The 23793-nt window shown below is 73.6% G+C and carries 25 protein-coding genes; 15 read left to right on the top strand and 10 right to left on the bottom strand.

The genetic code is table 11. The annotated features are described in order from the left end of the window. Positions 1-34: 34 nt before the first annotated feature. Both egtB and egtD read left to right on the top strand, forming a co-directional pair. The gene (egtB, locus tag ABLM29_RS02985; RefSeq protein ID WP_349712298.1) at positions 35-1360 is read left to right on the top strand and encodes an ergothioneine biosynthesis protein EgtB; all 1326 of its coding nucleotides are present in this window, start codon (positions 35-37) and stop codon (positions 1358-1360) included. Then, entirely contained in the window at positions 1357-2343 is a 987-nt protein-coding gene (egtD, locus tag ABLM29_RS02980; protein WP_349712296.1) for an L-histidine N(alpha)-methyltransferase, read from the top strand. The genes egtB and egtD overlap by 4 nt, the downstream gene beginning before the upstream one ends. Here the strand turns inward: egtD and ABLM29_RS02975 are convergent. Both ABLM29_RS02975 and ABLM29_RS02970 read right to left on the bottom strand, forming a co-directional pair. Beyond that, positions 2330-3226 carry an alpha/beta hydrolase gene (locus ABLM29_RS02975; RefSeq protein ID WP_349712294.1) on the bottom strand — a complete coding sequence of 299 codons (897 nt, stop codon included), beginning with the start codon at positions 3224-3226 and terminating at the stop codon, positions 2330-2332. The genes egtD and ABLM29_RS02975 overlap by 14 nt on opposite strands. Before the next feature lie 170 nt (positions 3227-3396). Then, positions 3397-4026 carry a TetR/AcrR family transcriptional regulator gene (locus ABLM29_RS02970; RefSeq protein WP_349712292.1) on the bottom strand — a complete coding sequence of 210 codons (630 nt, stop codon included), beginning with the start codon at positions 4024-4026 and terminating at the stop codon, positions 3397-3399. Positions 4027-4137: 111 nt separating this feature from the next. On the opposite strand from ABLM29_RS02970, the gene ABLM29_RS02965 reads away from it, so the two are divergent. Both ABLM29_RS02965 and ABLM29_RS02960 read left to right on the top strand, forming a co-directional pair. Further along, entirely contained in the window at positions 4138-4893 is a 756-nt protein-coding gene (locus ABLM29_RS02965; RefSeq protein WP_349712290.1) for an SDR family NAD(P)-dependent oxidoreductase, read from the top strand. Between the two features lie 53 nt (positions 4894-4946). After that, complete coding sequence (locus tag ABLM29_RS02960; RefSeq protein WP_349712287.1) at positions 4947-5582, top strand: LysE family translocator; 636 nt, start codon at positions 4947-4949, stop codon at positions 5580-5582. Positions 5583-5752: 170 nt separating this feature from the next. Here the strand turns inward: ABLM29_RS02960 and ABLM29_RS02955 are convergent, their stop codons facing one another. The 5 genes from ABLM29_RS02955 to ABLM29_RS02935 all read right to left on the bottom strand — a co-directional run bounded on the left by ABLM29_RS02955 (position 5753) and on the right by ABLM29_RS02935 (position 12741). Then, on the bottom strand, positions 5753-6544 hold the full coding sequence (locus ABLM29_RS02955) for an SDR family oxidoreductase (RefSeq protein ID WP_349712285.1): 792 nt from the start codon (positions 6542-6544) through the stop codon (positions 5753-5755). Positions 6545-6584: 40 nt separating this feature from the next. Next, complete coding sequence (locus tag ABLM29_RS02950) at positions 6585-8714, bottom strand: DEAD/DEAH box helicase (protein ID WP_502889152.1); 2130 nt, start codon at positions 8712-8714, stop codon at positions 6585-6587. Between the two features lie 233 nt (positions 8715-8947). Beyond that, positions 8948-9529: a DUF4334 domain-containing protein gene (locus ABLM29_RS02945; RefSeq protein ID WP_349712279.1), complete on the bottom strand. Its 582-nt coding sequence runs from the start codon at positions 9527-9529 to the stop codon at positions 8948-8950. 17 nt (positions 9530-9546) lie between these two features. After that, on the bottom strand, positions 9547-11262 hold the full coding sequence (locus tag ABLM29_RS02940) for a GMC oxidoreductase (protein WP_349712278.1): 1716 nt from the start codon (positions 11260-11262) through the stop codon (positions 9547-9549). Beyond that, positions 11263-12741 carry a flavin-containing monooxygenase gene (locus tag ABLM29_RS02935; protein ID WP_349712276.1) on the bottom strand — a complete coding sequence of 493 codons (1479 nt, stop codon included), beginning with the start codon at positions 12739-12741 and terminating at the stop codon, positions 11263-11265. Between the two features lie 141 nt (positions 12742-12882). Here ABLM29_RS02935 and ABLM29_RS02930 point away from each other — a divergent pair, with 141 nt between their 5' ends. The 5 genes from ABLM29_RS02930 to ABLM29_RS02910 all read left to right on the top strand — a co-directional run bounded on the left by ABLM29_RS02930 (position 12883) and on the right by ABLM29_RS02910 (position 16098). Beyond that, on the top strand, positions 12883-13572 hold the full coding sequence (locus tag ABLM29_RS02930) for a TetR/AcrR family transcriptional regulator (protein WP_349712274.1): 690 nt from the start codon (positions 12883-12885) through the stop codon (positions 13570-13572). A gap of 47 nt (positions 13573-13619) precedes the next feature. Continuing rightward, positions 13620-13979 carry a YidH family protein gene (locus tag ABLM29_RS02925; RefSeq protein WP_349712271.1) on the top strand — a complete coding sequence of 120 codons (360 nt, stop codon included), beginning with the start codon at positions 13620-13622 and terminating at the stop codon, positions 13977-13979. 14 nt (positions 13980-13993) lie between these two features. Then, entirely contained in the window at positions 13994-14323 is a 330-nt protein-coding gene (locus tag ABLM29_RS02920) for a DUF202 domain-containing protein (protein WP_349712269.1), read from the top strand. A gap of 104 nt (positions 14324-14427) precedes the next feature. After that, positions 14428-15474, top strand: a complete 1047-nt coding sequence (locus ABLM29_RS02915) for a hypothetical protein (protein WP_349712267.1) — start codon at positions 14428-14430, stop codon at positions 15472-15474. A gap of 93 nt (positions 15475-15567) precedes the next feature. Further along, on the top strand, positions 15568-16098 hold the full coding sequence (locus ABLM29_RS02910) for a P-loop nucleotide/nucleoside kinase family protein (protein ID WP_349712266.1): 531 nt from the start codon (positions 15568-15570) through the stop codon (positions 16096-16098). 40 nt (positions 16099-16138) lie between these two features. Here the strand turns inward: ABLM29_RS02910 and ABLM29_RS02905 are convergent, their stop codons facing one another. Beyond that, positions 16139-16399, bottom strand: a complete 261-nt coding sequence (locus ABLM29_RS02905; protein WP_349712264.1) for a metal-sensitive transcriptional regulator — start codon at positions 16397-16399, stop codon at positions 16139-16141. Between the two features lie 220 nt (positions 16400-16619). On the opposite strand from ABLM29_RS02905, the gene ABLM29_RS02900 reads away from it, so the two are divergent. Together ABLM29_RS02900 and ABLM29_RS02895 are read left to right on the top strand one after the other, a co-directional pair. Further along, positions 16620-17021: a carboxymuconolactone decarboxylase family protein gene (locus ABLM29_RS02900; RefSeq protein WP_349712262.1), complete on the top strand. Its 402-nt coding sequence runs from the start codon at positions 16620-16622 to the stop codon at positions 17019-17021. A 50-nt stretch (positions 17022-17071) separates the two neighbouring features. Then, positions 17072-17260 carry a DUF8730 family Cys-rich protein gene (locus ABLM29_RS02895; protein WP_349712259.1) on the top strand — a complete coding sequence of 63 codons (189 nt, stop codon included), beginning with the start codon at positions 17072-17074 and terminating at the stop codon, positions 17258-17260. A 9-nt stretch (positions 17261-17269) separates the two neighbouring features. On the opposite strand, the gene ABLM29_RS02890 is transcribed toward ABLM29_RS02895, so the two are convergent. Then, positions 17270-18190, bottom strand: a complete 921-nt coding sequence (locus ABLM29_RS02890) for a LysR family transcriptional regulator (RefSeq protein WP_349712258.1) — start codon at positions 18188-18190, stop codon at positions 17270-17272. 75 nt (positions 18191-18265) lie between these two features. On the opposite strand from ABLM29_RS02890, the gene ABLM29_RS02885 reads away from it, so the two are divergent. From ABLM29_RS02885 to ABLM29_RS02875, 3 genes are all read left to right on the top strand, one after another. Further along, positions 18266-19621 carry an FAD-dependent oxidoreductase gene (locus ABLM29_RS02885; RefSeq protein WP_349712256.1) on the top strand — a complete coding sequence of 452 codons (1356 nt, stop codon included), beginning with the start codon at positions 18266-18268 and terminating at the stop codon, positions 19619-19621. Between the two features lie 61 nt (positions 19622-19682). Further along, positions 19683-20381 carry a SatD family protein gene (locus ABLM29_RS02880; RefSeq protein ID WP_349712255.1) on the top strand — a complete coding sequence of 233 codons (699 nt, stop codon included), beginning with the start codon at positions 19683-19685 and terminating at the stop codon, positions 20379-20381. After that, positions 20378-21340, top strand: a complete 963-nt coding sequence (locus tag ABLM29_RS02875; protein WP_349712254.1) for a 2-hydroxyacid dehydrogenase — start codon at positions 20378-20380, stop codon at positions 21338-21340. Before ABLM29_RS02880 ends, ABLM29_RS02875 begins: the two co-directional genes overlap by 4 nt. Before the next feature lie 107 nt (positions 21341-21447). Here the strand turns inward: ABLM29_RS02875 and ABLM29_RS02870 are convergent, their stop codons facing one another. Next, entirely contained in the window at positions 21448-22401 is a 954-nt protein-coding gene (locus ABLM29_RS02870; RefSeq protein WP_349712253.1) for a carbohydrate kinase family protein, read from the bottom strand. Positions 22402-22559: 158 nt separating this feature from the next. On the opposite strand from ABLM29_RS02870, the gene ABLM29_RS02865 reads away from it, so the two are divergent. Beyond that, positions 22560-23780 (top strand): AGE family epimerase/isomerase, encoded by a 1221-nt coding sequence (locus ABLM29_RS02865; RefSeq protein WP_349712251.1) that lies wholly within the window; start codon positions 22560-22562, stop codon positions 23778-23780. The last annotated feature ends 13 nt before the right edge of the window (positions 23781-23793 follow it).

Raw genomic sequence — 23793 nt, 5'->3', positions numbered from 1 at the left:
TGGGGACGCGATCGCCCGACCAACGAGGTTCACCATGCCGAACGAGTCGCACGTCCCCACCACTGCTCCCGCGCCCGGCCCGGACTGGGACCCGACCGCGCTGCTGGACCGCTACGACACGGTCCGCGCCCACACCGAGACGCTGGCCCGGCCGCTCTCGCCCGAGGACCAGACGGTCCAGTCGATGCCGGACGTCTCCCCCACCAAGTGGCACCGCGCCCACGTGACGTGGTTCTTCGAGACGTTCGTGCTCGCCGAGAACGAGCGCGACTTCGCGCCCTTCCAGGACCAGTACTGGTTCCTCTTCAACAGCTACTACGAGGCCGTCGGCCCCCGCTACTCGCGACCCGAGCGCGGGGTGATCAGCCGGCCGGGCGCGCACGACGTCGGCGTCTACCGCGGCAACGTCGACGACCGGATGCGCCAGCTGATCACCGGCCTCGACGAGGGCACCCTGACCAAGCTCGCCGGCACCATCGAGCTCGGCTTCCACCACGAGCAGCAGCACCAGGAGCTGCTGCTGATGGACATCAAGCACGTGCTCTCCCGCAACCCGCTGCAGCCGGTGTACGCCGGGCGGCCGACCGCCGTCTCCGAGCCCGACCGGCTCGGCTGGGTCGGGTTCGACGGCGGCCTGGTCGAGATCGGCAGCGAGGGCGGCGGGTTCTGCTTCGACAACGAGCTGCCGCTGCACCAGCAGTGGCTGGCGCCGTACCGGCTGGCGGACCGGCTGGTCACCAACGGTGAGTGGCTCGAGTTCATGGCCGACGGCGGCTACCGGCGCCACGACCTGTGGCTCTCCGACGGCTGGGCGAAGGTGACCACCGAGGGCTGGGCGGCGCCGTTCTACTGGACGGAGCTCGACGGGGTCTGGTTCGAGCACACGCTGCACGGCACGTTCCCGGTCGACCCGGGGCTGCCGGTCAGCCACGTCAGCCACTACGAGGCGGACGCCTACGCCACCTGGGCCGGCAAGCGGTTGCCGACGGAGGCGGAGTGGGAGCACGCGGCGCGCACGGTGGACGGGCCCGGAGCGCGGTCCGGTCCCGGGAACAACCTCGCCAACCAGACCAGCTTCCACCCCGAGGCGGCGCCGGCCGCCCACGGCGGCCTGCGGCAGATGTTCGGCGACTGCTGGGAGTGGACCGGGTCGGCCTACCTGCCCTACCCGGGCTTCCACGCGGCCGCCGGCGCGATCGGCGAGTACAACGGGAAGTTCATGTCCGGCCAGATGGTGCTCCGCGGCGGCTGCGCGCTCACCCCGGCGGGCCACGCCCGGGCGTCGTACCGGAACTTCTTCCCGCCCGGCGCCCGGTGGGCGCTGAGCGGGGTGCGGCTGGCGGACGGGGCGGGCTCGTGAACGCCCCGCACGTCTCGGTGCTGCTCGAGCCCGACTGGGCCGCCGCCGCGCTGGTCGCCGACGTGCGCCGCGGGCTCGGCTCGGTGCCGCGGTCGCTGCCCCCGAAGTGGCTCTACGACGACGCCGGGTCGCTGCTCTTCGACCGGATCACCCGCCTCGAGGAGTACTACCCGACCGAGGCCGAGCGGTCCATCCTCGCCACGTTCGCGGCGTCGATCGCGAAGTCGTGCGACGCCACCACCGTGGTCGAGCTCGGCAGCGGGACCAGCGACAAGACCCGGCTGCTGCTGGAGGCCTTCGAGGAGGCGGGGCACCTGGCGCGGTTCGTCCCGGTGGACGTCTCCGAGGGGGTGATGCGGGAGGCGGCGGCGCAGATCGCGCGGCGCCACCCGGCGATCGAGGTGGAGGCGGTGGTCGGCGACTTCACGCTGCACCTGGGCCACCTCGCGCGCTACGAGCACAAGCTGGTGGCGTTCCTGGGCGGCACGATCGGCAACCTGTACGTCGAGGAGCGCGCCGCCTTCCTCGGGGCGCTGAGCGACTCGATGGGCGAGGGCGACTGGCTGCTGCTCGGCACCGACCTCGTCAAGGAGGCCGACCGCCTGATCGCGGCCTACGACGACGCCGAGGGCGTCACCGAGGCGTTCGTGAAGAACGGCCTGGCGGTGCTGAACCGGGAGCTCGGCGCCGACTTCGACGCCGACGCGTTCGGCTACGTGCCGTTCTGGGACCCGCGGCTGCAGCGGATGGACCTGCGGCTGCGCTCGGAGGTGCCGCAGCGGGTCCGGATCCCCGGCGCGGACCTCGACCTCGACCTGGCCGCCGGGGAGGAGATCAGGATCGAGATCTCGACCAAGTTCACCCGCGAGCGGATCGCGGGCGAGCTCGGCGCGGTCGGCTTGGACGTGGCCGAGCAGTGGACCGACGCGGCGGGCGACTTCGCGGTGACCCTGGCCCGGAAGGGGTCGCTCACTCCTCCGTGAGCGGGGCGAGCGCGCGCCGGAGCGCCTCCCGCTCGGCGGCCAGGAACTCCACCACCGACGGCGCGCCGGGACGCACGCCGTCGGCGCCGTGGTACATGCCGGGGACCACGGTGAGATCGACCGGCACGCCGGCGGCCGACAGGCGCTCGGCGTAGGCGCGGGACTCCTCCAGGAAGAGGTCGGCGTCGCCGATCCCGATCCACGCGGGAGGCAGGCCGGCGAGGTCGCTCGCACGGGACGGCACCGCGTACGGCGGCGGGGTGCCGTCCGCCGCCCGCGACCCGCCGAGGTAGTAGTCCCACGCGGTGCGGTTCGACCGCGGCGTCCACACGAAGTGACGCCGGGTGGCCGGCTCGGTGCGGTCGTCGAGCATCGGGTAGCGCAGCGCCTGGAAGCGGATCCGGTACTCCCCCCGGTCGCGCACCAGCTGGCACAGCGCCGCGGCGAGGCCGCCGCCCGCGCTGGCGCCGGCGACCGCGATCCGGTCGGGGTCGACACCCAGCTCGTCGGCCCGGCGGACGACGTCGGCCAGGACGGCGTACCCGTCCTCGAGGGCGGCGGGGAACGGGTGCTCGGGCGCCAGCCGGTAGTCCACCGCCACCGCGACCGCGCCGAGGTCGTGGGCGAGGTCGGTGACGTGGTCGGTGTGGGCGTAGCCGCTGCCGACCACGTAGCCGCCGCCGTGGAACCACAGCACCGCGCCCGACGGTTCGGTGCGTCCCTCGGGCACGACCTCGATGTGGGCGCCCTCCCCGCCGCCGCCGACCTGGCGGCGCAGCGTCCGCAGGCTCGCCTCGTCGCGCAGCTCGAAGGGCTTCAGCAGCCACACCGACCGCAGCTCGCGAGGGGTCCGCACGTAGGCGGCGAGGGCCGGGAGGCGCACGGCGCCAGCCTAGTGACCTGCGCGCGAAATCCGTGCCCTCAGTCGTGCTCCGAGTGCGTGCATCGCAAGGCGGCGGAGCGCTGGGCCACCGGGCGTACCTCAAGCTCTGCCAACGCGGCGAGGTGCGTGCTCGGGGTGCGACTCAGGGTGCGGATTTCAAGCGCAGGTCGCTAGGAGACCGCCCCACCTTCCGGAGCCGAACCCTCGACCGTGGCGAGGCGCGGCCACCAGTCGGGGAGCAGCGCGCCGTAGACGTCGAGGAAGTCCTCCGCGCGGGTGGAGTCCGTGGCGATCCACTCGGCCAGCAGTCCGACCGTGCCGTCGGCGATGAAGCGCGCGGCCGACGCGGCGACGGCAGCGTGGGGATGGCCGGCGACGTCCACCTCGATGTCCACGCCGGAGACCTCGCGCAGGATCCGCCCGCTCTCCCGGAAGTGGCGCGAGAGCATGCCCGGGAGTCCGTAGCCCGGGGCCCCGTCGCCCAGGCCGACGCGGTAGATCGCGCGGTGCCGCAGCACGTGGTCGACGACGCCACGGGTGATCTCCGTGACCGCCCGGGCCACCTCCTCAGGGATGGCGCCCGGCTCCGGCAACCCGGCGCGCAGGACGTCCAGCTCGGCCGACAGCGCGGCGCGCACCAGCTCTCCGGGCGAGTCGGCGTGGTCGTGCACGGTCGAGCGGTGCACCCCGGCCGCCTCGGCGATCGCGGTCATCGTCACCTCGTCGACGGGCCGGCTCGCGGCGAGCTCGAGGACGGCGCGGTGCAGCCGGTCCCGACTGCGGCGCTGGCGTGGGTCCATGGACGATCTCCTCTCACCGGGAATCTTATCCGTCACGTGTCGGTTACACTCAGTAACCGACACCTGTCGCCTAGATACCGGCGCGAGGATGCGCCGAGAAGGAGTACCACCATGGCCACCTACGACGTCGCAGGACGCTCCGCCATCGTCACCGGCGGTGGATCGGGCATCGGCGAGGCGATCGCCCTCCTCCTGGCAGCCAACGGCGCGTCCGTCCTGGTCGCCGACATCGACCCCGCCGCGGCCGAGCGGGTCGCCAAGGAGATCACCGCCGCCGGCGGCACCGCCGCGCCCTTCGCGGGCGACGTCGCCGACCCCGCCGTCGCCGACGCGATGGTCGCCGCGGCCGAGGAGCTCGCACCGCTCCGGATCGCGGTCAACAACGCCGGCATCGGCGGCGCCAACGCGCCCGTCGGCGAGTACCCCCTCGACAGCTGGCAGCAGGTCATGGACGTCAACCTCAACGGGGTCTTCTACGGCATGCGCGCCCAGATCCCGGCCATGACCGCCCACGGCGGCGGCTCGATCGTCAACATCGCCTCCGTCCTCGGGTCGGTCGGCATCGCCGGCTCCTCGGCGTACGTGACCGCGAAGCACGGGCTGCTGGGCCTGACCAAGAACGCCGCGCTCGAGCACAGCGCCGCCGGCGTCCGCGTGACCGCGGTCGGCCCCGGCTTCATCGGCACCCCGCTGCTGCGCGCCAACCTCGACCAGGAGACGCAGGACTTCCTCGCGGGCCAGCACGCCACCGCCCGCCTGGGCACCTCGGAGGAGGTCGCCGCCCTGGTCGCGTTCCTCGCCTCGGACGCCGCCTCCTTCATCACCGGCAGCTACCACCTGGTCGACGGCGGGTACGCCGCCTCCTGACCCCGGCACCGACCCGGCACGGGTGCACGCGGGCCGTTGGCTAGCGTGGACCCGTGCCGGAGCAGTACCTCGCCTTCCTCCTCGTCACCGGGCTGCTCACGCTGACCCCCGGCCCCGACATGGCGCTGGTGCTGCGCAACGGCATCCGCGGCGGCGCCTCCGCCGCGTGGTGGACCGGGCTCGGGTGCTGCACCGGGATCGCCGGGTATGCCGCCGCGTCGGCGCTCGGGCTCGCGGCCGTGCTCGCGGCGTCCGCCACGGCGTTCACCGTCGTCAAGCTCGCCGGCGCCGCGTACCTGGTCTACCTCGGCGCACGCGCGCTCTGGCAGGCGCGGCCCGGGCAGGTCGAGCCGCCGCTGACGACCGACGTCGCCCCCGCCGCGGTGCTGGACCGCCGCGCCGCGTTCCGGCAGGGGCTGCTCAGCAACCTGCTGAACCCGAAGATCGCGCTGATCTTCCTCACCCTGATCCCCCAGTTCGTCTCCCCCGGCGAGCCGCCGCTCGCCACCACGGCCGTCCTCGCCGGGTCGTTCCTGGCGATGGCGGTGCTGTGGTGGCGGACCTTCTCGCTCGCCGTCGGAGGCCTGGGCCGGTGGATGGCGCGGGACCGCGTCCGGCTCACGGTCGAGCGGCTGACCGGCGTCGTACTCGTCGCGCTCGGCCTCCGCGTCGCCTTCACCGACCACTGACGGCGCGAGTCGGCACAAACTTCAATCAGTCGACAGGCGCGAGTCGGCAGAAAGTTTCTGCCGACTCGCGCCGGCCGGCGGCCTGAGCCCCTGTTCGCGCTGCCCCAAGCCCCTGTTCGCGCTGCCCCAAGCCCCGGTTCGGGCTGCCCTAAGCCCCGGTTCGGGCTGCCCTAAGCCCCGGTTCGCGGGTAGGTGCGGGTGAGCCAGGCGTCGAACGTCTCGGTCCCGTAGGACGGCGCGCCGGCCCCGCCGCCGAGCAGGTCGCCCGAGGGGTCGGTCGGCAGCAGCCCGCCCGCGGCGACCTGCTTGCCCATCCGGCCGAGCATCGGGATCGCCACCACCCGGCGCTTGATCCCCCGAGCCTCCATGACGCGGCGCACCAGGTGGTCCATCCGCTGCTCCTCCGGGCCGCCGAGGTCGGGCAGCCGGCCGGCGGCCGCCCCCTCGGCGACGTCGAGCAGGCGGGCCGCCACCTCGGCGGCGGCGATCGGCCGGCAGCGCATCTGCTGCGTGACCACGGTGCCGGCGACCGGGTGGTCGATGGCGAGGTTGGCGAACTCGTGGAACTGGGTGGAGCGCAGGACCGTCCACGGGAGCGGGCCGGCGGCCAGGGCCGCCTCCTGGGCGCGCTTGCCGACGTAGTACCCGAGGTCGACGCGGTCGCAGCCGACGACCGAGAGCGCGACCACGTGGCCCACCCCGGCACGCTCGGCGGCGCCGACCAGGTGGGTGGTGGCCGCCTCGAAGAACGCGACCGCGGGCTTGGCCCGCAGCGTCGTCAGGTTGGTGACGTCGACGACCCTCTCGACCCCGGCGAGCGCCTCGTCGAGGCCCTCGCCGGTGGTCAGGTCGACGCCGGTCGACCGCGCCAGGACGCGCACGTCGTGGCCGCGGCGCCCGGCCTCCGCCACCACCATCCGGCCGACGAGGCCGGTGCCCCCGGCCACCGCGAGCGAGACCATCGGCACGACCTTCCCGGGCGGGTGAGGAGGCGGGTGGGGATCAGCGGGTGCGGCGCCCCAGGGCGTCGGTGAGCAGGGCGACCAGCGCCTCGGTCTGGACGTCGATCGAAGTCTCCACCGTCTCCCCGGCACCGTCCAGCGCCCGCGCCGCCAGCCCGGCCTTGCGGTCGATGAGCTCGGCGATCCGGGTGTCCAGCGTCTGGGTCGCGATGACCCGCCACGCCGTGACCGGCTCGGTCTGGCCGATCCGGTGCACCCGGTCGATCGCCTGGGTCTGCTCGGCGTCGGTCCAGGACAGCTCGGCGAGCACCAGGTTGGAGGCGACCTGCAGGTTGAGGCCGACACCGGCGGCGGTCAGCGAGCAGACCGCGACGGCGACCTCGGGGTCCTTGACGAACGAGTCGATCTGCTTCTGGCGCACCGTCGAGGACTGGTCGCCGCGGATCGAGGAGTACTGGATCCCGCGCTGGGCGAAGACCTCCTCGGCGGCGTCCATGACGTCGATGTGCTTGGCGAAGAAGACGACCTTGCCGACGTTGCGGGCCAGCTGCGCGGTGTAGTCCGCGGCCAGCCCGGCCTTGGCCTGGCCGATCCGGCGCAGCATCCCGAAGACGTTCTCGCCGGTCTTGGTGGCGTTGTCCTCGCGCTCCCAGGTGGCCACCTGGCGGACCAGGTCGTGGTCGATGCCCTCGACGACGGCGCCCTGGCGGCGGGTGGCCAGCGCGGTGTCGTACCGCTCGACCATCCGGCGAGCCAGCTCGGCCTCGGCCTTGCGGATGGAGCGGCCGGCCTCGCCCTCGAGCTCGACCGGCAGGTCGGCCACGCGGCGGGCGGGGATGTCGGAGGCGACGTCGATCTTGCGGCGGCGCACGATGCCCTGGTCGACCACGATCCGGCGCGCGGCCGGGTAGAAGGACGGGTCGGCCGGAGTCAGGCCGGTCTCCTCCAGCGCCTTCATCAGCGGGCCGAGCGGGACCTTCTCGTCGATCCAGCCGAGGAACTGCCAGATCGCCCGGAAGTCCTCGATGTCGTTGATCAGCGGGGTACCGGTCAGCGCCATCATCAGCGGCCGCGCCGTGCGGGCGCGGATCCGGTCCGCGATCTCCAGCACGTGCTGGGAGCGCTGCGAGGTCTTGTTCTTGATGTAGTGGGCCTCGTCCACGATCATCCCGCGGAAGCCGTGCTTGCCCAGCCAGCCGATGTGGCGGTCGAGGATCTCGTAGTTGACCACGAACACGTCGGCGAAGCCGTTGACGTCCTCGCCGTCACCGTGGACCACGGTCGCGGTCCGGTTCGGCGTCCACAGCGCGACCTCGCGGGCCCAGTTGGTCTTGACCACGTTGGGCACGGCGACCAGCAGCGGGAACGCCCCGGCGGCCTCGGCGGCCAGCAGCGCCTGCGCGGTCTTGCCCAGGCCGGGCTCGTCGGCCAGCAGGAAGGTGCGGTGCCCCTCGGCGGCCGACTGCACGACCTGCGCCTGGTGGTGCATCATCTCGCGACCGGCCGGGGTGCGCAGGCTGGTCGGCTCGGGCAGCTCCATCACGGCGGCCGCACCCTCGGGGGCGCGCTCGAAGGAGCGGAACAGCGGCTCCAGCAGCTCCCAGCCGGCCAGGCGCTGCGGGCGGACGGGCGCCTGGGCGCCGGCGAAGTCGGGGACCAGGAACGGGTTGGCCAGCTGGCTGGCGGCGACCGACTGCGGGAGCACGCGGCGCTCGGCGAGCGCCAGCGCGGCGACGTCCGGGGTCGGCTCGGGCTCCTCCTCCTCGACCTCGATGCCGGCCTTGGCCAGCAGCTCGCGCCGCAGGTCGCGGGCGTCGTCGGAGATCTCGGCGTCCGGGTCGAGCAGCGTGAACAGCGTCGAGTCCCGGGCGGCGGTCTGGGCCAGGATGGTGGCGATGCCGTCGAGCCGCTTGAGCTCCTCGGCGCGGCGGGAGTCCGACAGCGTCTCGTCGGCCTTCACCCGGGCCCGCTCCTCGCGGACCAGGAGCGCGATCACCTGGAACTTGGTGCGGACCGAGATCACCGTCGAGCGCCGCTGGACGGCAGCCTCCACCTCGCGTACGACGCGGGCGAGGACGGGGATGATCCCCTCTTCGTTCCGGTGCTTCTGTCCCGCGTTTCCGCGACCGCGTCGCTGCTGCGACGAGCCTCGCTGGCTTCCTCGAGCCACAGATGTCCTTCCTGGATCGCCCGGACGCTGCGACGACGTCGTCGTCGCGCGCCCCTGCGCGTTGGATCAACGATCCTGATCGGTGCCGCCGCTGCCGCTCTCGTGCGGTGCCGACTGTTTCAGTCAGAACTGGGGAACAGCCCGCGGCGTCATCCGATGTTACCAGCGCCACCCGGTCCCGGGCGCAATCCGGTCGAGAACGCGCAGGTCGCGGCGCAGGTCGCCGCCGCCGATCAGTCCCGTTCGAGCACGAAGAAGTACGGCGCCGGGTGGGCGCGCAGGTCCATCACCCCGAGCACGGTGTCGGCGTCGACCCGGCGGAAGGTGTCGATGATGGGCAGGTGGTCGTAGACCATCGCCGTGGTGTCCACACCCCGGTGGTGCACCTGGCGCAGCCGGGCGCGCGGCTTCCGGGTGCGCAGCACCGGTGCGAGCAGGTCGATCGCGAACCGCCCGCGCGCGAGCGTCCCCGGCGCGACCCGGCCGGCGATGCCCATCGGCGCCCAGCGCGGGTCGACCGAGACGATCTTCCCGTGGGCGCCGCGCCCGGTCCGGAAGAGCAGCGGGTGCACCGCGTCGTCGTCGTCGAACCGCTTGCCGTACCAGCCGGTGGCGTCCAGCAGCCCGTCCATCGGGTGGCCGGTGGCCAGCTCCCTGCCGTGCCACCGTCCGCGGAGCTCGCCGGCCCCGACCCCCGGCAGCGCGTCGAAGAGCGCGAACGCCTGCTCGGTCGTGCAGGCGGGCTCCAGCGCGGCCAGGGCGGCGGCGGGCGTCGTACCTGTCTCGGCGCCGACGGGGGTCGGATCGGTGGTCATGTCAGCCCATCCTGCCCTCAGACGGGCGTGATCGGCAGCCGCAGCGCGCCCGGGGCGGCGCCCGGGACGGCGGGGGCGGCCGGGGCGACCGGCGCGATCCGCTGGTAGGCCTCCCCCAGCGCCGGGCGCGGGTCCTCCTCGCCCTTGTTCGGCCAGAACGCCATCGCCCGCTCCGCCTGCGCGGTGATGGTCAGCGACGGGTTGACGCCGAGGTTGGCGGTGATCGCGCTGCCGTCGGCCACGTGCAGGCCGGGGTAGCCGTAGATCCGCTGGTAGCCGTCGACGACGCCGGTCTCCGGGCCGTCGCCGATCGTGCACCCGCCGATGTAGTGGGCGGTGGCGGGGATGTTGAAGGCGTCGGTGACCACGGCGGCCGCGACCCCGTCCACCTTCTTCTCCCAGCGCCGCGCCACGTCGTGGGCCAGCGGGATCCAGTCCGGGTTGGGCTCGCCGTCGCCGGGCTTGGTGAGCAGTCGCTTGCCCTTGCGGAACGAGGTGAGCGAGTTGTCCAGCGACTGCATCACCAGCAGGATCACCGACCGCTCCGAGGCCCGGCGCAGGTTGTAGGTGCGGACGGTGCGGGCCGGGTGCAGCAGCATGAACAGCAGGAGCCGCAGGAACCGGAAGGCGCCGCCGTCGATCATCGGCGCGAGCTGGGCGAACATCGCGTTCTGCCCCTTGCCGTAGCCGACCACCTCGACGTGGGTCTGGTCCTCGGGGTGGATCGAGGAGGAGATCGCGACGCCCTGGGCGAAGTCGTCACGGTCCTTCGCGGCGACGCCGAGGATCGCCTCGGAGTTGCTGCGGGTCAGGTGGCCCAGGTGCGGGCTGAGGTCGCCGAGGGTGCCGTCGTCGCGGAGCTGGTGCAGCAGCTTCTGCGTGCCCAGCGCGGCGGCGGCGAAGACCACCTGGCGCGCGGTGAAGGTGCGCTCGCGCTTGCGGAGCACCGCACCCGGGCGCTGGGTCTCGACCCGGTAGCCGCCGTGGCCGTCCGGGGCGACCGAGGTGACCTTGGTCAGCTCGTGCACCTGCGCGCCGTTCTTCTCGGCCAGGTAGAGGTAGTTCGTCGTCGTGGTGTTCTTCGCGTTGTGCCTGCACTGGGTCATGCACTCGGCGCAGTGGATGCAGCCGCGGCGGCGCGGCCCGGCGCCACCGAAGTACGGGTCGTCGACCTCCTCGCCCTCGCGGCCCTCGTTGAAGAAGACGCCCACGTCGGTGCGATGGAAGGTGCCCTCCTTGCCGAGGTCGCGGGCGATGTCGAGCAGCACCTCGTCCTTCGGGCCGATCCGCGGGTTGGTCTCGACGCCGAGCATCCGCTTGGCCTGGTCGTAGAACGGCGCGAGCTCGGAGCGCCAGTCGGTGATGTGGGCCCAGGCCTTGTCGGTGTAGAACTCCGGCAGCGGCTCGTAGAGCGTGTTGCCGTAGATGAGGGAGCCACCGCCGACGCCGGCGCCGCTGAAGACCATGCACTTGCCGAGCACGCTGATCTGCTGCGGGCCGGTCATCCCCAGGCGGGGCATCCAGATCGACTTGCGCAGGTTCCAGTTGGTCCTCGGGATGTCGTCGGCGTTCCAGCGGCGCCCCGCCTCGAGCACCCCGACGGTGTAGCCCTTCTCGGTCAGGCGCAGCGCGGTCACGCTGCCGCCGAACCCGGATCCGATCACGAGCACGTCGTAGTCGTACCTGCCGGTCGGCTCGCCGACCGACCCCGACGGCGTGGGGATCGTCGTCATCTATGCAACCTCTTCGTAGTCGCCCGGCCGGAACCGGGCCTGGTGGTGGTACTGGCTGCCGAGCAGCGGCCAGTTGGTGGTGATCCGCCCGGTGCCGCCGACGCGGTACCAGGACGTGCAGCGGCTCCAGACGCTGCTCGACAGTCGCTCCTGGACCCAGTGGTCGTAGGCGCTCTCGACGTCGGGGCGGACCGCGAGCGGGGCGTCACGACGGACGACCTCGTCGACCAGGTCGCCGAGGTAGCGGGCCTGGGCCTCGAGGAAGTAGACGACCGAGCCGGCGCCGGTGTTGGTGTTCGGGCCGTACATCAGGTGCAGGTTCGGGAAGTGCGGCACCGACATCCCGTAGTAGGCGCGGGCGCCGCCGGCCCACTCCGCGTCGAGCAGGCGGCCGCCGGCCCCGGTGACCTTGATCGGGGCCAGGAACTCGGTGGCCCGGAACCCGGTCCCCCAGATCAGCACGTCGGCCGGGTGCTCGGTCTCGCGGCCGGCCCGGTCGACCGTGACCACCCCGGCGGGCGTGATCCGCGAGATCGGGTCGGTGACCAGGTCGACGTTCGGCCGGGCCAGCGCAGGCACGTAGTCGTCGGAGAAGAGCACCCGCTTGCAGCCGATCGGGTAGTCCGGCCAGACCTTCGCGAACAGCCCGGGCTTGGCCTTCGCACCGTGCCGCATGTGCAGCCACGAGCAGCCCTTGAGCACGCCGGCGACCAGCCGGGAGTAGATCCAGGCGACGCCGAGGATCTCCAGCATCCCGAACCAGAAGCCGCGCTCGGCCAGCTGGACGGCGGGCAGCGCGCTGAACAGGCGGTGGTGGGCGCGGGAGAAGCGGCGGTCGGGGCGCAGCAGCAGGTACGGCGCGGAGCGCTGGTAGACCGTCATCGAGCCGACCTCGGGGGCGATCGCGGGGACGAACTGCACCGCGCTGGCGCCGGTGCCGACCACCGCCACCCGCTTCCCGGTCAGGTCGACGTCGTGGCGCCACTCGGCGGAGTGGAAGGAGGGACCGTCGAAGGTCTCGCGGCCCGGGATGTCGGCGAAGCCCGGCCGGGAGAGCTGGCCGACCGCGGAGACGAGCACGTCGACCTCGAGCTCCTCGTCGTGACCGTCGGCCGTCCGGAGGTCGACGTGCCAGCGGCGGTCGCCGTCGTCGTACGTCGCCGCGACGACCTCGACGCCGAACCGGATGCGGCGGCGCACGTCGTACTTGTCGGCCACCGATCGCAGGTAATCCAGGATCGCGGGCTGCCGGGAGAAGCGGTGCGGCCAGCGGAGGTTCGGCTCGAAGGAGAAGGAGTAGATCGGCGAGGGGACGTCGCAGGCGGCACCGGGGTAGGTGTTGTCGCGCCACACGCCGCCGACCTCGTCGGCCCTCTCCAGCAGCACGACGTCGTCGTAGCCGCGCCTCCGCAGCTCGATCGCGGCGGCCAGGCCACCGAAGCCGCTGCCGATGATCGCTATCGACGGACTGCGCCCCATCGCTCGCCCCCAGATCTCACAAACCGTTACCGCGTACGGTTTTAGAGTGGCGTAGGCCACAGTTGGTCGTCAAGGGGTCCAAGGTCCCGCCCTTCCGCGGGCTCCGTTGACCCCGTTACCGTCACGCCGTACGGTCGCCGGGTGGCTCCCGACGACGCGCACGCCGCGGCACCCGCCGCACCGCCCAGCGCCCGGCCCCGCCGTACCCAGGCGGAGCGGCGCGCGACCACCCGGGCCCGGATCCTCGACTCGACGGCGGACTGCCTCCTCGAGCGGGGGCTGGCGGCCACCACGGTCTCGGAGGTCCAGGAGCGCACCGGGCTGGCGCGCGGCACGATCCAGCACCACTTCCCCACCCGCGCCGAGCTCCTGGTCGGGGCCGTCTCGCACCTCGTCGACGCCCGGATCGAGCGGTTCCGCAACGACGCGGCGCTGATCGACGAGGGCGCCGACCGGATCCAGGCCGTGGTCGACCTGATCTGGCGCGACCTGACCAGCCCGATCTTCTTCGCGGCGCTGGAGCTGTGGGTCGCCGCCCGCACCGACGCCGACCTGCGGACCGCGCTGATCCCCGAGGAGGCACGGCTGCTCTCCTCGATGCGGGCTCTCTACGCGGAGACGCTGGGCGAGCCGTACGTGAGCGACCCGCGGACCGAGTCGCTGGTCGAGTTCACGGTCGACCTGCTCACCGGCCTGTCGGTGCTCACCATGCTGGCCGGGCAGGACGGCACCCGGGAGGCCACCGTCCGCACCTGGAAGCGGGCGATGGCGGTGCTGGTCGGCCAGCTGCCGGCCGACGGGCTGCTGCCCGGGCCGCGACGCGCCGACTGACGGGACCGGCCGCCCACCCACCGACGCCATCGGGCAGGATCGGCCGCGTGACCGAACGCTCCCGCTGGCCCGGCTGGGTCTACTCCGACGGCGAGGAGCCGGACTACCGGTTCAGCTTCGCCAACGAACGCACGTTCCTGGCCTGGATCCGGACCGCGCTCGCGCTGCTCGCCGCGGCGGTCGCGGTGGACCTCGTCGAGCTGAACCTCCCCGCGGCCCTGCGGGTCACGCTGGTGGTGGTGCTCGCCGGCCTCGGCCTGGTCTGCGCGATCTCGGCGTGGGTGCGGTGGGCGCTCTCGGAGCGGGCGATCCGGCGGCGCGAGCCGCTGCCGGCGTTCGGTCCCGCGGTGCTGCTCGTGGTCGGCCTGGCGCTGATCGCGCTGATCATCCTGCTCTTCGCGATCTGAGCACGCGCGCAGAGATGTCCGACGAGCAGCCGGAGCAGGCCGACACCGGGATGGCCAACGAGCGCACGGCGCTCGCCTGGCAGCGCACCGCCCTGTCGCTGACGGTGGCCGCGATCGTGCTCGCCCGCTTCACCTTCGACCGGCTCGGACTCTTCGCCGCCGGCACGCTCGGCGCGGCGGCCGTGCTGTCGGCCTGGGTCTTCCTGGAGAGCCAGGGCCGCTACCTCACCCACCACGCGACGCCGCGGCGCGGCCGGGCGCGCGGCGGGCGCGCCGCGTTCGCGCTGGCGCTCGCGACCGCGCTGCTGGCGGTCACCGAGCTCAGCGCGCTGCTCGCGAGCTGAGCCGAGCTGAGCCGACCGGGGCAGGGCGGGGCGGGGCGGGGTGGCGCCACCATCCGCCGGGCCCCGGTTCAACTCGCCGCTCCGGCCTTCACTAGCCTGACGATATGACGACTTATGTCGCCCGTGGCGCCCTGACAGTGTTCCTCACCGCCGCTCTGGCCTCCGGCTGCGGCTCGCAGGGGGCCCCCGAGTCGGAACCAGAGCGGGTCGTCGACCAGTCGGGAACGGCGGCTCTCGCAGGCGCCTTCGCAACGGCCGGCGAGGCGACCAGCTACCGACTGTCCACGTTCACCGCACAGAAGCTCTCGTCCTCGCTGCTCGGGATCGACACCGAGACCGAGATCGACGAGGACGAGCCCGCACTGGTGGCCGAGATGACGCCCGCGGTGAGCCATCTGGCGGTCGACGTCTCCGCGATGCTGGGTCCGATCGCCGGGGAGGGCACGGACATCGGGTTCGAGCTGTGGAACACGCCTGAGCGGATCACGGTCGACTCCCGCGACTACGCCGCGCTCAAGGAAGCGACCCCGAGCGCCGACCTGGGTCCTTTCGAGCCGGGCGTGTCCTACCTGGACCTCGAGGCGGTGGCCGACGACAGCTCCGACCTCGTCGCGATCGTCGTCGGGCAGGGCGTACCCGACCTCCACCAGGTGGCCGACGACCTGCCCGAGTCGCTGGACGACGTCGAGCAGGACGACCGGACCATCACCGGGCGCGGACACTACGCCGACGTGATGGCCGCACTCGGTCAGGACGTGGAGCAGACCGCGCGCAGCGCGGCTGCGGGGCTTGCGCAGAACCTCGGCGTCGACGTCGACGAGCTCACCGAGCTGTACGTCGACTTCTACGGCGACGCCCCCACCGAGGTCACGATCGAGCTGGACGCCGAGGGCTCCCTCAGCTCGATCGGCTACACCGCCGACCTCTCGGACCTCTACGTGCGGGTCTTCGAGACGCCGGATCTCTTCACCCCCCGCCCCAGCGCGGAGGAGCTGGAACAGGCCCGGGACCTGGCGGGTGACACCGTGTGGATGCTGACCGTCCTGCAGCGCTACGACATCGATGACGACCTCGTGGTCAGTCCTGCGCCGGCGACCGACGACGACCGGACCGCCGAGTGGTTGGCGTTCCTGGACAACGCCGGCTTCTGAGATCCCGGCAGGACCCGCCCTCAGCCTCCCGGGGCCGGCGGGACGCGCGGCGGCGTACCGACCGAGGTCGCCGCCGCCGCCTATCGTCGGACCATGATCCTCTGGCTGAACGGAACGTTCGGGGTCGGCAAGACCACGACCGGCGCGCGGCTGGCGGAGGCCTCTCCCCGCTTCCGGCACTTCGATCCCGAATGGGTGGGCTACATGCTCGCCAACAACCTGGCGGACCACCAGGTGTCCGACTTCCAGCACTACCCGTCGTGGCGCCGGCTCGTTCCGGTGGTCGCCGACGAGATCGCCGGGTTCACCGGCCAGGACCTCGTCGCGGCCCAGTCCGTGCTCGTCGAGAGCTACTGGCACGAGATCCGGGGCGGTCTCGCCTCCCTCGGGCACGACGTCCTGCACGTGGTCCTCGACGCGGACGCGGCGACGCTCCACGCCCGCATCGACGCCGACGACGAGGAGCCCGAGCGCGTACGGCCGTGGCGGCACCGCCACGTCGACACCTACCGGTCCGCCAGGTCCTGGCTCGTGGACTCGGCCGACCTGGTCGTGGATACCGCGACGCACGACGCGGCCGCCACGGCGCACCGGATCATCGACGCCGTGGCCGCACGCCGGTGACCCGTCGCGGGCCGACCGGTCGCGCCGCCAGCGCCCAGGCTCACGCCATCGAGAGGAAGAGCTTCTCCAGCTTCTTGGCGTCGACGCTGTCGGGGCCGCCCTCGGTCATGCAGTGCTGCAGGCCGGTCGCGACGAGCGCGTAGCCGCTGCGGCTGATCGCCTTGTTCACGGCGGCCAGCTGGGTGAGCGCGTCCTCGCACTCCGCCCCCTCCTCCAGCATCCGGATGACGCTGGCCAGGTGGCCGTGGGCCCGCTTCATGCGGGTGATGATCGCCTTGGTGTCCTCAGGACCCAGCTGCATCGGGGTTCTCCTCGCCTCGTTCCACGGGCGCCAGCCTCCACTGCCTGTCGGCAGCCAGCGCCCGGGCCCGCGCTGGCGCTGCGAGAAGGATGCCACCCTCACGCGGCCGGACCGGCGGTCCCGCGCGGACTCGTGTCGATTCTACAACCCCCCAGGGGGTTGTGTTAGCCTGATGTTATCCCCCCAGGGGGTTAAAGTGCCAGCGAGAGAGGAAGCGTCCATGACCATCACCGCCACCGCGCCCGAGGCCGTCGGCCACGACCACGGCCGCGAGCTTCTCCGCGAGATGACCCCGATGCACCGCGAGCTGCGCCGCGCGATCCCGGACGTCTACCGCGGCTTCGGCGAGCTCTCGAGGGCGGCGTTCGCCGACGGCGTGCTGCCCAAGAAGACCAAGGAGCTGATCGCGCTCGCGATCGGCGTCATCGAGGGCTGCGACGGCTGCATCGCCTCCCACGCCCAGTCCGCCGTCCGCGCCGGCGCCACCCGCCAGGAGGCGGCCGAGGCGATCGGCGTGACCTTCCTGATGCACGGCGGCCCCGCCACCATCTACGGCGCCCGCGCCTACCGCGACTTCTGCGAGTTCGCCGACGCCCTCGAGGCCGGCGACGCCCCCGCCTGACCGACCGGCCAGCCGACACCGTCACACCCCACCACCGGAGGAGAACCTGCATGTGCCGTCCCGCCCGCTGCAAGACCTGTGACAAGACCACCTGGGCCGGCTGCGGCTCCCACGTCGCGCAGGTGAAGTCGATGGTCCCCAAGGACCAGTGGTGCGGCGGCAAGCACACCGCGCAGGAGATCGCCGCGGCCAAGGAGCAGTCCGGCGGCTCCTTCTGGGGACGCCTGCGCGGCCGCTGACCGACCGGCTCAGCGACCTGCCGCCCAGGCGACCAGGTCGCGCGCCGGCCCCTGCGGCGGGTGCTCACCGCCCCGCCACACGGCGTGCAGGCGGCGGGTCAGGTCCAGGCCGGTGACGGTCACGCTGACCAGCCGCCCGGTCACCAGGTCGTCGCGCACGGCGTGACGCCCCAGCGCGGCCGGCCCGGCGCCCGCGGCCACCGCGGCGCGCACCGCCGCGGTGCTGGAGAGCTCGAGGGCCGGCGCCGCCTGCCGCAGGCCTACCAGGGCCCGCTCGAGCACCAGGCGCGTGCCCGACCCCGGCTCGCGCACCACCAGCGGCGTCGTCGCGAGTGCCTCGGCGCTCACCCGCCGCCGCCCACGGCCCGCCCACGGGTGCGCCGGGCTCACGACGACCACCAGCTCGTCGGTCCCGACCAGGCGGCAACGCAGGCCCACCGGCGCGTCGGGGCCCTCGACGAACCCGAGCGCCACCTCGCCGGTCTCGACCAGCGCGGCCACCCGCTCGGAGTTGGTCGCGGTCATGGTCACCTCGGTCGGCGCCAGCCCGCGGCGTACCTGGTGGGCACGGAGGCCGACCAGCCAGCCGGGCAGCATGTGCTCGGCGATGGTCAGCGAGGCCGCGACCGCGAGGTGGCCGCGCCGGTCGGCGCGCAGCGCCGTGATGCCGGCGTCGAGCTCCTCGGCCGCCTCCAGCACCCGGCCGGCCCACTGCACCACCAGCTCCCCGGTCGGCGTCAGCTCGGACCCGCGCTTGCTGCGCAGCACCAGCGGCTCCCCGACCAACGACTCCATCGTCCGCAGCCGCGACGACGCGGCCTGCTGGCTGATGCCGAGCTCGGCGGCCGCGGCGCCCAGGCTGCCGAGGCGCGCGACGGCGGCGAGCAGCTCCAGCGCCCGCAGCTCGGGTACGTGGGACCCCAGGACCATGTCACAAGGCTAACTTGTGACAACCCAAGGACGACGTCGTTCCACGCCCGTCGGCGCGTCAGCAGACTTCTCGGCATGACTCTTCGTGTTGCCATCGTGGGCGGCGGCCCGGCCGGCATCTACGCCGCCGACCAGCTCATCAAGTCCGAGACCGACGTCTCCGTCGACCTGCTCGAGCGCCTGCCCGCCCCGTTCGGCCTGGTCCGCTACGGCGTCGCGCCCGACCACCCGCGGATCAAGGAGATCATCAAGGCCCTCCAGCGGGTGATCGCCCACCCGGACGTCCGCTTCCTCGGCAACGTCGAGCTCGGCGTCGACGTCAAGCTCGAGGACCTGCGCCAGTACTACGACGCCGTGGTCGTCGCCACCGGCGCGATGGCCGACCGCGACCTGGGCGTCCCCGGCGAGGACCTGGCCGGGTCGCACGGCGCCGCCGACTTCGTCTCCTGGTACGACGCCCACCCCGACGTGCCGCGCGCCTGGCCGCTGCAGGCGACCTCCGTCGCCGTCCTCGGCGTGGGCAACGTCGCCCTCGACGTGGCGCGGGTGCTGGCCAAGACGGGCGAGGAGATGCTGAGCACCGACATCCCCGAGCACGTCTACCAGGGGCTGCGGGACAAGACGATCACCGACGTGCACGTCTTCGCCCGCCGCGGACCGGCGTACGCGAAGTTCTCGCCGCTGGAGCTGCGGGAGCTGGCCCACTCCCCCAACGTGGACGTGATCGTGCACCCCGAGGGGTTCGAGGTCGACGAGCACTCGATGCAGCACATCCAGAAGAACAAGCAGTCCAAGATGGTGCTCGACACCCTGGCCAACTGGGTCGGCCGCGACCCCGAGGGCAAGCCGCACCGGATCCACCTGCACTTCCTGGAGCAGCCGGTGGAGATCCTCGAGGACGCCGACCGCCCCGGCACCGTGGGCGGGCTGCGCACCGAGCGCACCGAGCTGGTCGGCGACGGCTCCGTGGCCGGCACCGGCGAGATCACCGACTGGGACGTCCAGCAGGTCTACCGCGCGGTCGGCTACCGCAGCACCGCGCTGCCGGGCGTCCCCTTCGACCACACCGCCGCCGTCGTCCCGAACGACGGCGGCCGGGTGCTGGACCTGGACGGCGACGCGATCCCCGGCCTCTTCGTCACCGGCTGGATCAAGCGGGGGCCGGTCGGCCTGATCGGGCACACCAAGAGCGACGCCGCGGAGACCGTGGCCCACCTGCTCGCGACGACCACGCCGACCGCTCCCCTGCGCGCCCCCGCGGACGTCGACGCCTACTTCGCCGAGCGCCGGGTGGAGGTCGCCACCGGCGCCTCGTGGGAGCGGCTCGACCAGCACGAGATCGCCCTCGGCGAGCAGGCCGGACGGACCCGGATCAAGGTCGCGTCCCGCCGGGAGATGCTCGACATCGGGAGCACGGCCACGCCGGAGTGAGCATTTCACTTCACTCTCTCGATAGTTAGCATTATGCTTCACTATCGGGAGGTGAAGGACTATGCTGACGGCGACGCTGATCGGTGACGTCGTGGACTCGCGCGAGAGCGGAGACCGCGCACACCTCCACGAGCGTCTCACCGCCACCCTGGCCGGCGTCAACCGGCGCCACGCGCCCACGCTGCCGCTGCGGATCACCGTCGGCGACGAGTTCCAGGGCCGGTTCGGAACCGTCGCCCAGGCCCTGGCGGCGAGCCTCGAGCTGCGGTTGGCCCTGCTGCCCGCGCACGACCTGCGGCACGGCATCGGCTGGGGCGAGGTGACCGTCCTCGACGACGACCCGCGGGTCGAGGACGGTCCCGGCTGGTGGGCGGCGCGCGACGCCATCCACCACGTGCAGGAGGCCGAGGAGCGCCCCGCCAGCCGCTCCCGGCGCACGGCCTTCGTCGCCGCCCCCGCGGCCGGGTCCGAGCGCGGTCTCGCGGACGGGCTCGCGGACGCGCTCGCGGGAGCGGCCGGCGCCGTCAACGCCGCCCTGGTGCTGCGCGACCACGTCGTCGGCGGCCTCGACGAGCGGTCGCTGGCGATCCTGCGCGGGCTCCTGGCCGGCACCAGCCAGCGCGACCTCGCCGCCGGGCTCGGGGTCACCCCGTCCGCGATCTCCCAGCGCATCCGCGCCGACGGCCTGGCCGCCCTGGTCGAGTCCGAGCGGCTGCTCACCGGCGCCGTCCCCGGCGCGGACACTAGGTTGGCGCCGTGACCACCCACCACCCCGCGGGGGCCGTGCTCCGCGTCCCCCCGCTGCACCCGGGCACCCACGAGGCCGTCGCGGCGTCGTACCCGACGCTCGACCTGCCGGCGGAGGGGCGGGCGGAGTTCCTCGCGGCGCACGGCGAGGAGGTGGTCGCCATCGTCTGCTCCAACTTCTCCCCCGTCGACGCCGACCTGATCGAGGCCCTGCCGCGGCTCGGCATGATCGCGAACTTCGGGGTCGGCTACGACAACATCGACCTCGCCACGGCGCTGGACCGCGGGATCGCCGTCAGCAACACCCCGGGCGTGCTCGACCCCGCCGTCGCCGAGCACGCGGTGGCACTCCTGCTGGCGGTACGCCGGCAGGTGGTCGTCGCCGACCGGTACGTGCGCGAGGGCCGCTGGCCGGAGGGTCCCTTCCCGCTCACCGGGCAGGTCGCCGGGACCCGGGTGGGCATCCTCGGCCTGGGCCGGATCGGGCAGGCGGTCGCCACCCGCGTCGAGGCCCTCGGCGCGACCGTCAGCTACCACAACCGGCGCCCGGCGCCGGGCGTCCCGTACGCCTACCAGCCCTCGCCGGTCGCGCTCGCCGCCGCCGTGGACTCGCTGGTCGTCGTGGTGCCCGGCGGCGCCGCGACCGAGGGCCTGGTCGGCGCCGAGGTGCTCGCGGCGCTCGGCCCCGACGGCGTCCTGGTCAACGTCGCCCGCGGGTCGGTGGTCGACGAGGCCGCCCTGGTCGCAGCCCTCGAGGCGGGGACCCTCGGCGGGGCCGGACTGGACGTCTTCCGCGACGAGCCGCGGGTGCCGGCGGCGCTGCTCGGCCGCGACGAGGTGGTGCTGCAGCCGCACACCGCGTCGGGGACCGTCACCACGCGGGCCGCGATGGGGGCGCTCACCCTGGAGAACCTCGCGGCGTGGATGAGCGGCGAGCCGCTGATCACCCCGATCCCCGAGACCACCCGCTGACCGCGAGTCGGCAGAAACTGACGGCACCGGTCCAGACCAGTCCCCGCGAGTCGGCAGGAAGTTTCTGCCGACTCGCGCCGCGGGCGGTCAGTTCCCGCCGACTCGGGTCACCAGTGGTCGGCCGCGCCGAGCTCGTGCTCCCACGGCGGGTCCGCCCCGGGCCGCGACACGGTGATCGCGGCGACGTTCGCGCACCGCGCCAGCACCGAGCCCAGCGCCGACTCACCGATCCCCCGCAGGCCCTCGCGGTGCGCGGCGCCGAGCAGGTCGCGGGCCAGCAGGCCGTCGATCAGGGCCGCCATGAAGGAGTCGCCCGCACCCACGGTGTCCACGACGTCCACCGACGGCGAGGGCAGCTCCACCACGACGCCGGCGGCGGTCACCGCCCGCACCCCGTGGGCACCCCGGGTGAGCACCACCAACGACGGCCCCTGCCCGGCCCACTCCTCCAGGACCGCCTCCGGCGTGGCGTCGGGGCGCAGCCAGGCCAGGTCCTCGTCGCTGACCTTCACCACGTCGGAGAGGCCGACCAGCTCCTCCACGCGGGCGCGGACCGCGCCGGCGCTGCCCATCACCGCGGGCCGCAGGTTCGGGTCGTAGGAGATCGTCTCGTCCGCCCCGTGCCGCCGGACCATCGCCAGCACCTCGTCGCCGCCGGGCGCCACGGTGGCCGCCAGCGAGCCGGTGTGCACGTGGACCGCCCGCGACTCGACCCCGCCCGGCTCCGTCGACCCCGGCGGCAGCCGCCAGCTCAGGTCGAACGTGTACGACGCCGCGCCGGTCGCGTCGAGCGTCGCGATCGCCCGGGTGGTGCGCTCCGCCAGGCCCCCGCCGTCCGCGACGCGGACCCGGTTCTCGTGCAGGTGGCGGCGGACCAGCGCGCCGTCCTCGTCGTCGCCGAGCCACGTCACCAGCGTCGCGGCGCGACCGAGCCGCCCCAGCCCGAGGGCCACGTTGGCCGGGCTCCCGCCGGGGTGGGCCGCCGTCGTACCGTCCAGCGCGTTGACCACGTCGACCAGCGCCTCGCCCACCACCAGCACCGGCTGCTCACGTCCGACCACTGACCCACACCTCCCTGTCGGGTGGTTTCGAGGCTCGCTTCGCTCGCACCTCAACCACCGCCACCGGCTCGCTTCGCTCGCGCCTCAACCACCGCCAGCGGCTCGCGTCGCAGGCACCTCGGCCACCGGAACCGCCCCGTAGGGGTCAGGATGGCACGGTGACCCCCACGATGCTCGCACTCCTCGAGGCCGAGACCGATCGCCTGCTCTCGTTCGGACGCCGATCCCGGGTGCCCGGCGGGTTCGCCCGGCAGGCCGACGACGGCGCTCCGCTGGAGGGGCCGCGGGAGCTGTGGATCACCTGCCGGATGACGCACGTCCACGCGATCGGCCACCTGCTCGGGCGCCCCGGCTGCGCCGAGCTCGTCGACCACGGCATCGCGTCGCTGACCGGCCCGTTCGCCGACGACGAGCACGGCGGCTGGTACCCCGAGGTCGCCGCCGACGGTCCGCCGACGAGCACCACCAAGGCCGCGTACCCCCACGCTTTCGTGGTGCTCGCCGCCAGCAGCGCCGTCGCCGCCGACCGCCCCGACGCGGCGGCGCTCCTGTCCGCGGCACTGCGCGTGAGCGACGAGCGGTTCTGGGACGAGGACGCCGGGATGGTCGTCGAGGAGTGGGACCGCGCGTTCGCCGTGCTCGACGGCTACCGCGGCGTGAACGCCGCCATGCACACCGTCGAGGCCTACCTGGCGGCGGCCGACGTGACCGGGGAGGACCGGCTGCTCGACCGCGCGCTGCGCATGGTGGAGCGGGTCGCGCACGACCTCGCCCCCGCCCACGACGGCCGGATCCCGGAGCACTTCGACGACACCTGGACACCGCTGCTCGACTACCACGCCGACCTGCCCGACGACCCGTTCCGCCCGTTCGGGTCGACGCCCGGCCACGGACTGGAGTGGGCCCGGCTGACCCTGCACGCCCGGGCCGCGCTCTCGACGCGGGGACAGGAGGCCCCGGCGTGGATGGTGCCGGCCGCGGTCGCGCTCTACGACCGCGCCGTCGCCGACGGCTGGGCCGTCGACGGCGCGCCGGGGTTCGTCTACACGGTGGACTGGTCGGGCCGGCCGGTGGTCCGGCAGCGGTTCCACTGGGTGGCCGCCGAGGCGGTGGCGGCCGCGGCCGCGCTGCACCGGGCGACCGGCGAGCAGCGCTTCGCCGACGACCTGGACCGGTGGTGGGAGTACGTCACCCGCTACCACGTCGACCGCGCCGGCGGGTCGTGGTGGCACGAGCTCGACCCGGCCAACGCGGTGGCGCGCACCGTGTGGAAGGAGAAGGCCGACCTCTACCACGCGGTGCAGGCGACGTTGATCCCCCGGCTGCCGCTGGCTCCCGCGATCGCGCCCGCGCTGGCGTGGGGGCTGCTCGACCACTGAGGTGGTGGTTTCG

It is taken from the genome of Nocardioides sp. YIM 152588 (genome assembly GCF_040191335.1).
Lineage (GTDB): Bacteria > Actinomycetota > Actinomycetes > Propionibacteriales > Nocardioidaceae > Nocardioides.
Note: the sequence above shows the minus strand (reverse complement) of the source record. Positions and strands in the feature narration are given on the sequence as shown.